The sequence below is a fragment of the Klebsiella electrica genome (assembly GCF_006711645.1).
Lineage (GTDB): Bacteria > Pseudomonadota > Gammaproteobacteria > Enterobacterales > Enterobacteriaceae > Klebsiella > Klebsiella electrica.
The window spans coordinates 3,885,626-3,900,710 of the sequence record NZ_CP041247.1 but is presented as its reverse complement, the minus strand read 5'-3'; the positions used below and the strand labels follow the sequence as shown (position 1 = coordinate 3,900,710).

Below are 15,085 nucleotides of genomic sequence, written 5' to 3'. Positions count from 1 at the left end.
GACGGGAGGGATCATGTCTGCTTTATTAAAAGCCAGTCGTAATGATGCGATAATTGCCCGTTGTTTACTGACTATTTCACAGTTAATTCCACTGTCGTCGGCGGTGTTTTATCGGGTCAATGATGGTTTAAAACCAGAACATTATATTTTGCATAACATTTCCGCGAATACGCACCAGCAATATCTGGAGTGTTTTCAGCCGTTAGATCCGCTGCTGCCGTCCCGCTTTAGTCATCAGGCGATTACCATGGCGGCGATGACCCCAGGCGTCTGTGACCGCAACCGTCATTACTATCATGAGTTTATGTTGCCGAATAATGTTCGCGACATGACCGAAGTCTTTATTCGCCGCGACCGGCGGATTATTGCCGGTATCTCCTTAATGCGCGACGTCGCGTTTTCCAGCGAGGAGCGTCTGCGCGCCCAGGCGGTGCTGCCGCTGGTGGAGCTGGCCATCCACGATTGCCTCCAGCAAGAGGATGACCTGCCGGCGATGCTGACGGCGAAAGAGCGTGAAATTGTTGGCATGGTCCGCGAAGGGGCCAGTAATAAGCTGATTGCCCGTCAGCTGGATATTTCTCTCTCCACGGTGAAAACCCACTTACGCAATATTTTTGCCAAGACCGAAGTGGTCAATCGTACCGAGCTTGTTTCCCGAACCTGGATGCCATCCGCTCAGCGCACGCTGCATCTGTAATCTGACTCATCGCATCCCGCGCGCGCCGCTGACCGCGGCGTTTTCCTGATGCCTGACGGTATCACTTCCTGGACTGCTGTCCGGGGGGAGACTTTTTGACTGGAGCACGCACCACGATGTCGAGTACGCCTGTTGCCGAAAAGCTTTTATCCCAGCCGTCCGGGCTGGTTTTCACCGCCCGCCTGCTGGCGGCTATCGTCATTTTCGCGGCCGTTGCGCCGGGGATTCTGATGACCGCGCCAGCGGTCGCCGCGCAACTGGCCAGCGAATGGCAGCTGACGCCCGCAGAGATCGGCTATCTTTTCTCCGCCGAACTTGGCGCCATGAGCCTTGCGACGCTGCCGGCATGGTGGTGGATGAGTCGTCTGGACTGGCGCCGCGTGGCCCTGTGTGCCTGCGCGGTCTTTCTGGTGGCGAATCTTGTCTCATCGGCGGTCAGTCAGTACGAAACGCTGCTGATCGTCCGCTTCATCGCCTCGCTGGCGGGGGGCACTCTGATGATCCTGTGTATCAGCTGTGCGGCCGGAACGGCCAATCCTTCCCGGGTGTATGCCTTCTGGGTGCTGGGACAGCTGCTGCTGGGCATGGTGGGATTGCTGGTGTTACCGGCGCTGTTTGCCAGCTTCGGCCTGAAGGTGGTGTACCTGATCCTCGCCGCGATCATGCTCTGCTGTCTGCCGCTGGTCCCGGCCTTTCCTTCGCGCTTTCAGCCGATGTCCGCCGCTTCCCGCCAGCCGCCCACGGTCGCGCCGTTACGTAAACTGTTCGCGGTTCTGGCGGTGCTCACTTTTTACATCAGCCTCAGCGCGGTGTGGACGTTTATCGGCACCATCGGCAGCGCGGCGGAATTGAGCGCGGCGCAAATCGGCATGGTGCTGGCGGCCGCGACGGTGTTCGGCATTATCGGCGCGGGCGCAGCCGCGCTGCGCGGTACGCGGTGCCCGGACCGGATACCGGTCTGGCTGGGCTACGGCCTGCTGATCCTCAGTATTGTGCTGCTCCTCAGCCATCCGCTGCTGGTGCGCTTCGCGCTGGCCGCGTTGCTGTTCAAATTCACATGGACCTTTGTGCTGCCGTTTATTCTCGCGCGGGTTGCCGGGCTGGATAACAACGGTCGCCTGATGAACAGTATCAATCTGGTGATTGGCGGCGGGATGGCGGCCGGTCCGGCGCTGGCCGGGGCGCTGCTACAACGTTTTTCCAGCGCCGATGCGCTGCTTGCGGCGGCAGGCGGCTGCGCGCTGATCTCAGCAGGATTAATTCTGGCGGCCTCGTCCGCCGGGAAGAGTGAGCCAACGGGAGGATAGAGTGAAAAGAAAAACCGGTTTCTTCTTTGATGAACGTTGTTTCTGGCACAGTACCGGGCTGCATGCGGTGACGCTGCCGGTTGGCGGCTGGGTGCAGCCTCCGGCAGGGGGTGGCCATGCGGAATCGCCGGAAACCAAGCGCCGGATGAAAAATCTGATGGATGTCGCGGGCCTGACTGCGCAGCTTCAGCTGCGCGGTGCCGCGGCCGCCAGCGAAGAAGATTTGCGCCGTATTCACCCGGCGCATTATCTGGAGCGCTTTAAGGCAATCAGCGATAGCGGCGGCGGCCTGCTGGGCAAAGAGGCGCCGCTGGGGCCGGGCAGCTATGAAATCGCCTGCCTTTCTGCCGGGCTGGCCTGCGCCGCGGTTGAGGCGGTGCTAAGCGGCGAGCTGGATAATGCCTACTCGCTGTCGCGGCCGCCGGGCCACCACTGCCTGCCGGATCAATCGATGGGCTTCTGCTTTCTCGCTAATATTCCCATTGCCGTGGAGCGGGCGAAGGCGCGGCTCGGGCTGGGGAAAGTGGCGATCCTCGACTGGGATGTGCACCACGGCAACGGTACGCAACATATCTATTTGCAGCGTGACGATGTGCTGACTATCTCGCTGCATCAGGACGGCTGTTTTCCGCCGGGCTATGCCGGAGAGGACGATCGCGGGATCGGCGTCGGCGCTGGCTACAACATCAATGTTCCGCTGATGGCCGGTGCCGGGGACGACGGCTGGCGCTATGCGCTGGAAACGATCGTGCTGCCGGCGCTGGCGCGCTTTGAACCAGAGCTGATTATCGTCGCCTGCGGCTACGATGCCAACGCCATGGACCCGCTGGCGCGAATGCTGCTCCACAGCGACAGCTTCCGCGCCATGACCGAACGGGTGCAGGAGGCGGCCGATCGCCTGTGCGGCGGCAAACTGGTGCTGGTTCATGAAGGGGGCTATGCCGAATCCTATGTGCCGTTCTGCGGGCTGGCGGTGATGGAAGCGTTAAGCGGGGTAAAAACCGAGGTTGAGGATCCGCTGCTGACGTTTATTCAGCAACAGCAGCCGCGTGAGGCCTTTACCCGCTTCCAGCGTCAGGCGATTGATGAACTGGCGCAGCGGTGTGGGCTGAAGTAATCTCCGTCGCTTCTCCGCTATCGATACAGGCGGAGAAGCGCTCTCCTGGGTGGGACTCTGTTTCACTTCTCTTTTATGTCACTTCTCTGTCGCCGTTTGCGCCATCCACTGACCGATCGCCTGATGCAGCATATTCATAACGCTCAACAGCAGCATCCGCTGGTGCTTTTCGAGGCGCAGATAGCGGCGCAGCGGCGGCATTTTGCAGACCACTTCGCTGGCGGCCCACAGCTCAATGCAGCAGCGCCAGCGCTGGTTATCAAGGGTTAAAGAGAAGCGGCGGTAGTCCAGTTCGCTCAATGTCTGCTGTAAACGCGGAAACAGGTTGAGGTAACGGGCGAGGTCGGCGGCCGGTTTCGCCGCCCGGAAGGTCACCGGCTGGCGTTTAAGCCAGCCGGATTGATGGGCGCGAATGTTACCCTCAGCGGGCCGGGTGACCGGCCCCTCGACAACAAATTCGCAGCTGTGAATGCTGGCCATAAACAGCCGTTTCTGGCGAACGCTGAAGGTGACGTCGGTGGTGGCGTTCAGGTGCAGCACCGCACTGCGCTCGCTGAGCTTTTCGCTGTCCCAGCCGGCTAAATCGCGCTGCACCGCATTCATCAGCGGCGTACTAAACGAGGGGACGGAGGGCATCTGGCGTCATCTCCCCTTGGTTCTGTTTCTCATAGTTGCCAATCGCGCGTTCCACCACCTCTTCAACCGGCACCGGGCGGAACGGGTTGACCCGCTGGACGCACACCGTCCAGAAGAGGGCATAGGCGGCGGTCAGGCCGAGCATGATGCCGAACGGCACCAGCACTTCGCGCTTGTCCATCCCCGGCGGGGTGATATTGATGATGGCGATAATAATCCCGACGCTGGAGATAATCTGCGGCAGCGGGAACCACGGCGAGCGGTAGGCGCGGGGCAGGTCCGGACGACGAATACGCAGCAGCACCACCGAGAGGGTCACCAGCAGATAGGCGACGCCCCAGGCGCAGACGGCGGCAAGGATCAGCGGCACGATACGATCGATATTGCCGTTCAGATACCAGGCGTGCAGGCAGGGAATCGCCACGCCAATGGCAATGGCGATAACCGGCGTTTTGAAGCGCGGGTGCAGCCAGGTCAGGAAGCGCGGGAGCGCGCCATCCAGCGCCATGCCGTAGATAATCCGCGGGACGGCGGCCATCAGAGTATTAATGGTCGCGCAGCCCGCCAGCAGCAGGCCGACGCCCAGCCAGTACTGTCCGGCGTGGCCCATCACCCGTTCGGCGAAGGCCGGAATGGCCATCGGCGTATCCAGCAGATGGACATTGTTGGCCGCGTCCAGCACCACGTTCTCGACCTGGCGGTTGATGGCCGCGCCATAGATAAACATACAGCTTGCGACGCCCAGCAGGCCCAGCGCCATCGCACGCGGAATGGTCCGGTGCGCCTGTTTGATCTCCGGGGCCATGGGGGTGACCAGCTCGCAGCCGACGAACATAAACATCGCCATGCCGATATAGCCGAACAGGCCCGAGAGATCGCTGACGTTAAGCGGCGTGCCGAACCAGCCGGAGAGGTGGGTCACCGGCGCCATAAAAATCCCGCACAGGCCGAAGATGGTCAGCGTGCTCCACATCCCGAAGGTCAGTACCACTTCAACCTTACCGAAGATCTCGACGCCAATAGCGTTCAGCAGGCCGAACACCACCACCATCCCGACGCCGACCATCCAGGTATTCTGATGAGCGGCCATCTGGCTGCTGATGGACTCGAAGTTCACCAGCGCCATCACCCCGGCGAGAATGGTTTCCGCGGTGCCGGCAAAAATATGTACGATCAGATAGGCGCACAGCGCGCCGGTAATGGCGAAAAAACGCCCCATGCCGCAGGCGATATAGTCATATACCGAGCCGGTAGTGGGGATCAGCGTCGCCGCTTCGGCAAAGGTGGTGACCTGCGCCTGCATCATGATAAACGCCAGCAGTACCGCCAGCGCGAAGGTATCGCCACCCATACCGAAACCGCTGGTCACGGTCAGGATAACCGGGCTGGCCATAATCAGTCCGACGGAGCTGGCGAGGGTAGTAGGAAAGCCGACGACGCCGCGTTCAAGATGGCCGGCGAGTCTTTTACTGAACATAGTCAACCTCTGCACAAGAGTGGTTAGGGCAGGGAGTGGCTGGAAGTGAATAGCCATTCCGGATAGTCATAATTTAGGTTGGCATCCGGCTCAATGAATATCGTCCTGAAGGTGGAGAACGGCGGGTGAATCTGTGATCGGGTGCATGAATACAATCCCCGCCGCCGGGCACCGGGGATTGTCTGCGTTTATTAGCGGCTTTCGACGTTCGCCAGGTAGTGTTTGACGAAACGCGGGGTGAGAATTTTCCACTCCACTTCGGTGCCCTGTTTCACAAACCAGCTGTCGCCCGGGGAGAAACGCTGCGGCTGGCCGCCCGATACGGTCAGCTCCACTTCGCCTTCCAGTACGGTGGCGTGTTCGGTAAACGGATAGGTCATGGTGAAACTCCCCTGAGTCGATGAAAACAGCCCGCAGGTAAAGGCGTCCTGCGGTTCGCCGTAAACCATAGCGCCCGCTACCTGCGGATCGCCTTCGGTTGGCGTTGCGCCCAGCAGGCTGACGCTGCCGATAGGCTGCAGTTCAGGAACCGGTTGATCGAGTTTGAATGCTTGCATGATGTTCTCCTGGTTAACTCCGGCCTTTCCAGTAGCCGGCGGTTTGATGCATGAGTTTTCCGGCGGTGACCAGCAGCAGACGCAGGCTGTCACGACCGTGGATTGTCGCGTGGGGAATACTGCTCATCAGGCGGTAACGATCTGAGCCGCCGTTAATGCCTTCGGCGAGAATTTTGCACACGATATGCGAGGGGGTAACGCCAAACCCGGAATACCCCTGGACGTAAAAGACGTTATTGCGATCGCGCAGGGTGCCGATTTGCGGGAACAGGTTCGCGCTACAGGCCATCGGGCCGCCCCAGGCGAAGTCGATTTTGACATCCTTAAGATAGGGGAACACTTCCGCCAGCAGCGTGCGGTTCCAGGCAGCAAAATCGTTCGGCGTATATTCAAGGTAGCGCGTGGCGCTGCCGAACAGCAGGCGGTTTTCCCGGGTAATGCGGTAGTAGTTGATGACCGGGCGAATATCGCTGAAGGCGCCGCGCAGCGGGCTGATACGTTCGATCAGCTCATCGGAAAGGGGTTCCGTTGAGACCTGATAAGAGTAGGTCACCAGCGTCTTGTTGTAGATCTCCGGCTCCAGATTATTGAGAAAGCTGTCGCAGGCCCACAGCAGCTTAGCCGCCTTCACGCTGCCCATCGCCGTGCGAACCCGCACCTCTTTGCCGTAATTCACCTCAACGACCGGAGAGGATTCGAAAATTTTCACCCCTAATGAGTGGGCCGCTTTTGCCGAGCCCAGCAGCATATTCAGAGAGTGGATCTGCCCGCCGCCCATATGCTTGAGCGCGCCGCAGTAGACGTCGGAGCCCACGATTTGCTGCACATCGCTGCCGGTATAGAGCGCGATATCCTCATCCGGAGTGGCGGCCTTAAACTCTTTTTCCCACTGGCGCAGGGTCTTCAGCTGACGCTGGTTGTAGGCCAGATAGCCGTAGCCCGCAACAAAGTCGGCATCGATATTGTATTTCTTAATTCGTTCGCGAATGATTCCGGCGCCAAGGTTCGAGATTTTAAACAGCGTCTCCATCCCCTCTTTACCCACGTGTTTTTTCACCGCTTCGATGTCGTGACCAATGCCGGCCATGACCTGGCCGCCGTTGCGGCCGGTGCCGCCGTAGCCTAAATGACGGGCTTCGAGTACCACCACATTGGTAATGCCCTGTTCTGCCAGCTCCAGCGCAGTGTTGATACCGGAAAAGCCGCCGCCGATGATCACCACATCGGCTTCAATATCATCCTGCAGCGCCGGAAAATGCAGCTGATATTTTTTGGTGGCGCCGTAGTAGTTCAGCGCATCGATTTTGATATTCATAGCGTTACCCTGTCTGTCTCGCCTGGCTAAGACCTCCATCACAGCATGGCGGCGGGGCGCTGAATATCGTCCGGAAGAATGACGTTCTTTAGAACGATAGGCAGCCTGTTTCCGGCGTGATGTGATGGGGAACATTTCCTGAAACAACGGGTGCCACCGATGAGCGACGTGACCTTACTTGCTGAAGTAACAGTTTTTTTACGCCAACCGCACGGGCAGTTTATTGCCGGAGAGGCTTTGCCCGGCAACGGACCGACGCTGGCGGTGATAAACCCCGCTACCGGCAAAGCGATTGCCGAAGTGACGGCGGCGGACGTCGGGCAGGCGGATTTGGCGATGGCCAGCGCCAGCCAGGCGTTTGACGGCTGGCGCGCGATGCCGACCCTGCAGCGCGGCACGCTGCTGCTCAGGCTGGCCGATCTGCTGGCCAGCCATCGTGAGGAGCTGGCGCAGCTGGAGAGCCTGTGCTCCGGGAAAACCATCGGCCTGGCGCGAATGCTTGAGCTGGATCAGTCGGTGGCGTTCCTGCGCTACTTTGCCGGCTGGGCAGGCAAGGTGACCGGCGAAACGCTGGATGTCTCGCTCCCGTCAATGGCCGGAGAGCAGTACACGGCCTTTACTCGCCGCCAGCCGGTTGGCGTAGTGGTAGGGATAGTGCCGTGGAACTTCTCGATAATGATCGCCATCTGGAAGCTGGCGGCGGCGCTGGTGTGCGGCTGTACCATCGTGATAAAGCCGAGCGAATATACGCCGCTGACGCTGCTGCGGGTTGCGGAGCTGGCGAAAGAGGCGGGGATCCCGGACGGGGTGATTAACGTGGTGAACGGCGCGGGCGGCGACATCGCCCAGCGACTGATCGCCCACCCGGCCTGCGCCAAGGTCAGCTTCACCGGTTCGGTGGCGACCGGCGAGAAAGTTCAGCAGTCGGCGATCGGCGCCGGAAAACGCGTCACCCTCGAACTGGGGGGCAAAAACGCCGCGCTGTTTCTCGACGATCTCACCCCCGAGGCGATGGCGGACGGCATTATCGAAGCGGGCTATCTGAATCAGGGGCAAATCTGCGCCGCCGCCGAGCGCTTTTATCTGCCGCAGGGCAAGCTGGATGCGGTGCTGGAAATACTGAAACAGCGCCTGTCAGCGCTACGCCCCGGCTCGCCGCTGGATGAGCAGACGCTGATGGGGCCGCTGGCTAATCGGGTGCAGTTTGAGAAAGTACTGCAGCTGATTGAGAAGGCGCGGGAAGAGGGGGACACCATCGTGTGCGGCGGCGAAGCGCTGCCCGGCGACGGCTATTTTGTCCTGCCGACGGCGGTGAAGGTGCGGAGCGAAAACAGCACGCTGATGCAGGAGGAGACCTTCGGTCCGGTGTGCAGTTTTATCGGCTACCAAAGTGAAGAGGAGGCGCTGTCCCGCATTAACGCTTCGCCATTTGGCCTGGCCGCCAGCGTCTGGTCGGAGAATATCCGCAAGGCGCTGCGCTATTCCGGGGCGATTAACGCCGGGATCGTCTGGGTGAATATGCATACCTTCCTCGATCCGGCGGTGCCGTTTGGCGGCATGAAAGGCTCGGGGATTGGCCGCGAGTTCGGCAGCGCCTTTATCGATGATTACACCGAACTGAAATCGGTGATGGTGCGCTATTAGTCCGGCGTAACTGGCCGGGATTGTTGGCCGCTCATCCCATGTCAGGCCGCGCTCTGCGCCGGGCGCGGCCGGTTTATTTGCCGTCTCCCATCCGGCTGGCGGCACCCATTGCCGCGCAATCAACGCATCTGCAGCTTGAAGTCGGGCGAGCAGAAGTGTTAAAAGGTGCCCCTTCATCAACACTCACAGGGGAAAGACGTGAAAGACACGTCAACGCAGTCAGATGCCACAGCGGAGAGCGGCCCGACGCTTCATCGCGGTTTACAGAACCGACATATCCAGCTCATCGCCCTCGGTGGCGCTATCGGTACCGGCCTGTTTCTCGGGATCGGACCGGCGATTCAGATGGCCGGTCCGGCGGTCCTGATCGGCTATGCCATCGCCGGGATCGTCGCTTTTCTGATCATGCGCCAGCTTGGCGAAATGGTGGTCGAAGAGCCTGTATCCGGCTCCTTTGCCCACTTCGCGTATAAATACTGGGGGCCGTTTGCCGGTTTTCTCTCCGGCTGGAACTACTGGGTGATGTTTGTGCTGGTGGGAATGGCAGAACTGACCGCCGCTGGCATCTATATGCAGTACTGGCTGCCGGATGTGCCAACCTGGGTCTGGGCGGCGGCCTTCTTTATCATCATCAACGCCGTAAACCTCGTTAACGTTCGCCTGTATGGCGAGGCGGAGTTCTGGTTTGCCTTAATTAAAGTGCTGGCGATTATCGGCATGATTGGCTTTGGCCTGTGGATGCTGTTTGGCGGCCACGGCGGCAGCAAAGCCGGATTTGACAATCTGTGGCGCCACGGCGGCTTCTTTGCCACCGGCTGGCATGGCCTGGTGATGTCCCTGGCGGTGATTATGTTCTCCTTCGGCGGCCTGGAGCTGATTGGCATTACCGCCGCCGAAGCGCAAGATCCGCAAAAGAGCATTCCGAAGGCGGTAAACCAGGTGGTGTACCGTATTCTGCTGTTTTATATCGGTTCGCTGGTGGTGCTGCTGGCGCTCTATCCGTGGCTGGAAATCAAGTCCGACAGCAGCCCGTTTGTGATGATTTTCCATAATCTTGACAGTAACGTGGTAGCTTCTGCGCTGAACTTTGTCATTCTGGTGGCATCGCTGTCGGTCTACAACAGCGGCGTATACTCCAACAGCCGCATGCTGTTCGGCCTGTCGGTACAGGGCAATGCGCCGAAGTTTCTGGCCCGCGTCAGCAAACGCGGCGTGCCGGTCAATTCGCTGCTCCTCTCCGGGGTGATAACCTCGCTGGTCGTGCTGCTGAACTATCTGCTGCCGCAGAAAGCGCTGGGTCTGCTGATGGCGCTGGTGGTGGCGACGCTGCTGCTGAACTGGATAATGATCTGCATGGCGCACCTGAAGTTCCGCGCGGCCCAGCGTCGCAAAGGGCGCGAGCCGAAGTTCAAAGCGCTGCTGGCGCCCGGTGGCAACTACCTCTGTATTGCCTTCCTCGCGCTGATTCTGCTGCTGATGTGCACCATCGACGGCATGCGTCTGTCGGCCATCCTGCTGCCGGTATGGATCCTGTTCCTGTTTATTGTCTTTAAGCTGCTGCGCCGTCCGGCGTAATGCCTCCTTGCCCCGGCCTTCGCCGGGGCAGTCCGCCTTTTCTTGCGATCGTCTTCGCGCTTAGCGTATTTTGCGCAGGAGCTTCTTTTTGTAATCGATTGCTTTTTTGAGGGAAGACAACATGGCATCAACGACGTAAGGGCGTGAAGCGCTGGCGTGCGGCACCGGTTTCTGGTGCCGCGCCATGGCTTATTTCACGCCGAGATACCCGTCGAGATAGGTGGCGGAAAGCTCGTTACCGAACAGCAGTGCGTCCTTCTTCTCCATGTCATTATTCCAGGTATCGCTGGCATTGCCGGTAAAGGTGTGTTGTGAGCGGGTCCCCTTCAGGGCCTGTTGTTTAATGGCATCGGCGTTACGTCGGGCATCGCTTTCGCTGACGCCGGCGCGGCGGTCCTGTTTGCCGCGGTTGTAGATTTCGCTGAAGGTCGGCAGATTTAAGCGATAATTTTCCTGGCGGTTTACGGCAAAATTACCGCCGACAAAATCAGAACGATGGGCGACAAAATAGTATGCATGGCGCTCCGGCGATGGTTTTGAGGCGGTGCAGCCGCTGAGGGCGGTGAGAGAACAGCTGAGGACAAGCAGTGCGACTCGAATCTTCATTGATGACATCATCCCTAACCTATTGATAATAAAATTTATAATTTTTGGCGTCTGAGCGCGGCGCTTATTTTACCCGCAAAATCATCGCGCTTAACAGCTGGGGAAAATAGCCCTAATAATTGATAGTTTTCTATGGCAATAGTCAGGACCGCCAGCGGCCCTGCGCGCGATTGCGCAGGCCGGACTGCGGGTGCCGGACGATATTGCGGTGATGGGGTTTGACGACACGGAGCTGGCGGAGATGGTCTCGCCACAGCTGACCCCCGTGGAACAGCCGTCGCGCGACATTGGCCGCACGGCGGTGACCCTGTTGCTGCAAAAAATCGACAACCCGGATGCCACCGCCGAACGGGTGATGATGGACTGGCGCATTATTGCCCGCGCCAGAGCCAGAGCCAGAGCCAGAGCCTTACCGGTGATTTACCGCCGCCAGCGAACGAATATCGTTGCCGGTCGGCGACTGGTGGATACGCAGCCCGAACTCGTCAACCACGGCGAAAATATGGTCAAAAATATCCGCCTGGATGCTCTCATACTCTGCCCACACCACGGTGCTGGTGAAACAGTAGATCTCAATCGGCAGGCCGTTGGCGTCCGGCGCCAGCTGGCGCACCATCATCGTCATATCTTTGCGCAGCCGCGGGTGGTTGCGCAGATACTCCTGCAAATAGGCGCGGAAAGTGCCGATATTGGTCATCTTGCGCAGGTTCAGCACCGAATGGTCGGCGGCGTTTTGCTGGTTCCACTCGCTAATTTCCTGATAACGCGAGTCCATATAGGGCTTAAGCAATCGGGCCTGAATTAAGCGCTGCTGCTCCCGTTCATCGAGAAAATGAATACTGGTGGTATCAATATTCAGGCTGCGCTTAATGCGACGCCCGCCGGAGGCGGACATCCCGCTCCAGTTTTTAAACGAGTCGGACACCAGCGACCAGGTGGGGATCGTGGTGATGGTGTTGTCCCAGTTGCGGACTTTCACCGTGGTGAGGCCAATATCGATCACCGCGCCGTCGGCGCCGTATTTCGGCATTTCCAGCCAGTCACCGAGCTTGAGCATATCGTTGGCGGAGAGCTGAATACCGGCGACCAGACCGAGGATCGGGTCCTTAAATACCAGCATCAGTACCGCAGCCATGGCGCCGAGGCCGCTTATCAAAATTGCCGGCGACTGGCCAATCAGCAACGAGATAACCAGGATGCCGATAATAATCGCGCTGACCAGCTTAATGCCCTGGAATATCCCCTTCAGCGGCAGCTGGGATGCGGTGGCGAATTTCTGCGATAAATTGAAGACCACATCGAGCAGTGAAAAGAAAGACAGCAGGGCATAGATCATGACCCACAGCTGGGCGCAGGTGGTTAATATATTGGCGGCTTCACTGCCTTTTTGCAGCCACAACACCGCCTGCACATTGACGATAATCCCCTGCAGGGTAAAGGCCAGCCGGTGAAACAGTTTGTTCTGGGTGATGATTTGCAGCCACAAATGGCTGCTGGCCTGCGCGCGCTTTTCGAAGGCGCGCAGCACCCCTTTATGCAAAATAAAATGCACGACAATGGCGGTCAGTAAAATAATGCCAAAGATAATAATGAGCGAAGTGGTGGGGGTAATTTCGATGCCTAAGGCGGCAATGTGTGAGATTAATTCCTGCATAACGTCTCCTGTACATCCAGCGGTAATGATGACCGCTGGATGTATATTATGCAAATCAGGCGTTATGCCAATGTGGATTATGAGGCGGTCGCTACCGGGTGAATATTGAGGTGATGGCGCAGCCACAGGGCAATCGCGCCTAAGAGCAGCATCATTGCTACCTCCACGGCGAGGAAGTCGATCAGCGCCTGCGGATAGTTGCCGCCGCCGTGGCGGGCGAGGGTTAAAAACAGCGAGCCGAGGATCGCCGGGCCTAATCCCAGCGTCGCCTGCTGCAGGGTGCTGAGAATGGCGCTTCCGGCACCGGCATCGCTGGCGCTGATATCGCGCATGCCAATACGATAAAAACTGTTAACGATCAGCGCCTGGCCGTAGCCGATAAGCGCGGTAGACGGCACCATCGCCAGCGGCGAGGTGTGAGCGCCGAAGTGGCTGAAGGTCGCCATCAGCAGCAGCAGGCCGGCTATCTGCACCACCAGCCCAATCAGCAGAATACGTCCCATGCTGTAGCGGGCAATCAGCCTCGGCGCGTACAGCGCGGAGAGAAAATAGGCCACGCCGAGGGCGATAAAGCTGTTGCCTGACTGCCAGGGCGCCATGCCGAGACCGGCCTGCATGGTCAGCGCCATGCAGAACATGAAGCCGGACCAGGCGCTGAAGAACAGCAGGGCGATAGCCATGCCAAAGCGAATGCTGGTGAGCTTCAGCAGTCGGGGCGGCAACAGCGGCTGTTCGCCGCGCTGCTGCTTACGCAACGCGCTTACCCGCATCCAGAAAAGCAGCGGCAGTATGGCGACCAGCAAAAGGCGCAGCGCCCACGGCCAGTGAAGTTCCGGACCCAGCGCCATCGGAAACAGCAGGCAGCAGAGGATCAGCGCCAGGCTGACGGTGCCCTGCCAGTCGATAGCCGAATGGGCATCGCGACGGGTTTCCGGGACATAGCGGGGGCTAAGCGCCAGCACCAGCAGACAGATGGGGACATTGATAAAGAACGCGTTGCGCCAGCCCAGCCCGGCGATATCCGCCGACACCAGCCAGCCGCCGCCCATCTGTCCGACGATAAAAGCAATCCCGCCAATCCCGCCATACAGACTGATGGCGCGCGCATGGGCAGTGCCTTTCAATGTCACATGCAGGGTAGTGAGGATTTGCGGCACGATCAGCGCCGCGCCTGCCCCCTGCAGCGTGCGGGCCGCCAGTAGCCCGCCGATGGAGTTGGCCATGCCGCACAGCAAAGAGGCGAGGCCAAAAAGCGCGACCCCCCACATAAACAGACGGCGGCGGCCGTAGTTATCGCCCAGCTTGCTGCCCATCGCCAGGCACACCGCAAAAGAGACGCCGTAGAGGGCGACGATCAGCTCCAGCTGGGTGGCGCTGGCATCCAGCGAATGGGTGATGGAGTCCAGCGCCACGTTGGTAATTGAGGTGTCGATCAGCGGCAGCATCTGGCCGGTCAACAGAAGCAGTAAACCGGCGCGGCCGGGTGAAACAGCAGACGAATTCATCGGATCTCTCCATTGCGTCATTCAGCGGATAGCCGTAGCATTACCGATAAATTAAACGGGTACCAGTTCCTGTCTATACTGGTATTGGTACTACCATGCTGGAGTCACTATGACGGGAATGCCGCAACGTGAAACGGTGCTGATAGCGCCCGACGATAGCCGTAAACAGCTGGGCGCCTTTCTGCGCTCCCGCCGCGAAAGCCTCGACCCGCAGCGTCTCGGTCTGCCGCGAGTCGGGCGGCGGCGCACGCCCGGCCTGCGCCGGGAAGAGGTGGCGATGCTGGCCGATGTCGGCGTGACCTGGTACACCTGGCTGGAACAGGGGCGCGAGGTCAATCCGTCGGAATCGGTGCTGATGGGCGTCGCCAATGCCTTGCAGTGCAGCCCGCTGGAGACGCGCCACCTGTTCGTGCTGGCCGGGCTGACGCCGCCGGAAACGACGCAGGTGAGCGTATGCGAGGGGATAAGTCCTGGGACCCGGCGGATGCTCGATAGCCTGATGCCGCAGCCGGCCAGCATCCAGAAACCCAATTTCGATATCGTGGCGTGGAACGACAGTTTTTGTCGGCTGATGGGCGTCGATTTTGCCGCGCTTCCCGAAGAGAACCGTAACTGTATTTATCTCTATCTCACCCATGACGCCTGGCGCAGCCGTATTGAAAATCGCGATGTGCTGCCGACCTTCGTCTCTTACTTCCGCGCGGCGATGGCCGAACACCGGGGCGACCCGCTGTGGGAAAATAAGCTGGCGCGCTTTTTTGCCGCTTCCGCCGAGTTTGAAGCGCTGTGGCATCAGCGCTATGACGTCCGCGGCGTGGAAAATCAGGTGAAGAATTTCAACCATCCGCAGCTCGGACGCTTTAGTCTGCAGCAGATGTACTGGTATTCCGCCCCGCGTAATGGCTCGCGGCTGCTGGTGTATCTGCCGATGGATGAAAGCGGCGAGCAGGCGCTGGCGTGGCTGGATAACCAGGATTCTCTCTACTGATAGCGAC

At 59.5% G+C, this 15,085-nt stretch carries 13 protein-coding genes and 1 pseudogene; 7 read left to right on the top strand and 7 right to left on the bottom strand.

The genetic code is table 11. The annotated features are described in order from the left end of the window. Positions 1–13: 13 nt before the first annotated feature. The 3 genes from Electrica_RS18655 to Electrica_RS18645 all read left to right on the top strand — a co-directional run bounded on the left by Electrica_RS18655 (position 14) and on the right by Electrica_RS18645 (position 3,121). On the top strand, positions 14–697 hold the full coding sequence (locus Electrica_RS18655; protein ID WP_131047583.1) for a helix-turn-helix transcriptional regulator: 684 nt from the start codon (positions 14–16) through the stop codon (positions 695–697). Positions 698–813: 116 nt separating this feature from the next. Then, on the top strand, positions 814–2,004 hold the full coding sequence (locus tag Electrica_RS18650) for an MFS transporter (protein ID WP_141965151.1): 1,191 nt from the start codon (positions 814–816) through the stop codon (positions 2,002–2,004). A gap of 1 nt (position 2,005) precedes the next feature. Further along, positions 2,006–3,121 (top strand): class II histone deacetylase, encoded by a 1,116-nt coding sequence (locus tag Electrica_RS18645; RefSeq protein WP_100686143.1) that lies wholly within the window; start codon positions 2,006–2,008, stop codon positions 3,119–3,121. A gap of 78 nt (positions 3,122–3,199) precedes the next feature. On the opposite strand, the gene Electrica_RS18640 is transcribed toward Electrica_RS18645, so the two are convergent. The 4 genes from Electrica_RS18640 to Electrica_RS18625 form a co-directional block, all read right to left on the bottom strand. Continuing rightward, positions 3,200–3,757 carry a DUF3156 family protein gene (locus tag Electrica_RS18640; protein ID WP_141965150.1) on the bottom strand — a complete coding sequence of 186 codons (558 nt, stop codon included), beginning with the start codon at positions 3,755–3,757 and terminating at the stop codon, positions 3,200–3,202. Next, on the bottom strand, positions 3,735–5,234 hold the full coding sequence (locus Electrica_RS18635) for an APC family permease (protein WP_100686145.1): 1,500 nt from the start codon (positions 5,232–5,234) through the stop codon (positions 3,735–3,737). The genes Electrica_RS18640 and Electrica_RS18635 overlap by 23 nt, the downstream gene beginning before the upstream one ends. A 191-nt stretch (positions 5,235–5,425) precedes the next feature. Then, positions 5,426–5,791 (bottom strand): cupin domain-containing protein, encoded by a 366-nt coding sequence (locus Electrica_RS18630; RefSeq protein WP_100686146.1) that lies wholly within the window; start codon positions 5,789–5,791, stop codon positions 5,426–5,428. Between the two features lie 13 nt (positions 5,792–5,804). Continuing rightward, positions 5,805–7,106: an NAD(P)/FAD-dependent oxidoreductase gene (locus Electrica_RS18625; RefSeq protein WP_141965149.1), complete on the bottom strand. Its 1,302-nt coding sequence runs from the start codon at positions 7,104–7,106 to the stop codon at positions 5,805–5,807. Between the two features lie 159 nt (positions 7,107–7,265). On the opposite strand from Electrica_RS18625, the gene Electrica_RS18620 reads away from it, so the two are divergent. Further along, positions 7,266–8,750 carry an aldehyde dehydrogenase family protein gene (locus Electrica_RS18620; RefSeq protein WP_141965148.1) on the top strand — a complete coding sequence of 495 codons (1,485 nt, stop codon included), beginning with the start codon at positions 7,266–7,268 and terminating at the stop codon, positions 8,748–8,750. 198 nt (positions 8,751–8,948) lie between these two features. After that, positions 8,949–10,325: a phenylalanine transporter gene (pheP, locus tag Electrica_RS18615; RefSeq protein WP_141965147.1), complete on the top strand. Its 1,377-nt coding sequence runs from the start codon at positions 8,949–8,951 to the stop codon at positions 10,323–10,325. A 189-nt stretch (positions 10,326–10,514) separates the two neighbouring features. Here pheP and Electrica_RS18610 read toward each other — a convergent pair whose 3' ends face one another. Beyond that, positions 10,515–10,931 (bottom strand): Exc2 family lipoprotein, encoded by a 417-nt coding sequence (locus Electrica_RS18610; RefSeq protein WP_131047588.1) that lies wholly within the window; start codon positions 10,929–10,931, stop codon positions 10,515–10,517. Between the two features lie 157 nt (positions 10,932–11,088). Between Electrica_RS18610 and Electrica_RS18605 the strand changes: the two are divergent. Beyond that, a pseudogene (locus Electrica_RS18605) lies at positions 11,089–11,316 on the top strand (substrate-binding domain-containing protein); the annotation flags it as partial. 24 nt (positions 11,317–11,340) lie between these two features. Here the strand turns inward: Electrica_RS18605 and Electrica_RS18600 are convergent. Both Electrica_RS18600 and Electrica_RS18595 read right to left on the bottom strand, forming a co-directional pair. Then, a complete protein-coding gene (locus tag Electrica_RS18600; protein ID WP_141965146.1) occupies positions 11,341–12,585 on the bottom strand; it encodes a mechanosensitive ion channel family protein in 1,245 nt (414 codons plus the stop codon). A gap of 77 nt (positions 12,586–12,662) precedes the next feature. Further along, positions 12,663–14,090 (bottom strand): MFS transporter, encoded by a 1,428-nt coding sequence (locus Electrica_RS18595; RefSeq protein WP_141965145.1) that lies wholly within the window; start codon positions 14,088–14,090, stop codon positions 12,663–12,665. 109 nt (positions 14,091–14,199) lie between these two features. Here Electrica_RS18595 and Electrica_RS18590 point away from each other — a divergent pair, with 109 nt between their 5' ends. Beyond that, positions 14,200–15,078 carry a helix-turn-helix transcriptional regulator gene (locus Electrica_RS18590; protein ID WP_100686153.1) on the top strand — a complete coding sequence of 293 codons (879 nt, stop codon included), beginning with the start codon at positions 14,200–14,202 and terminating at the stop codon, positions 15,076–15,078. Positions 15,079–15,085 lie beyond the last annotated feature (7 nt).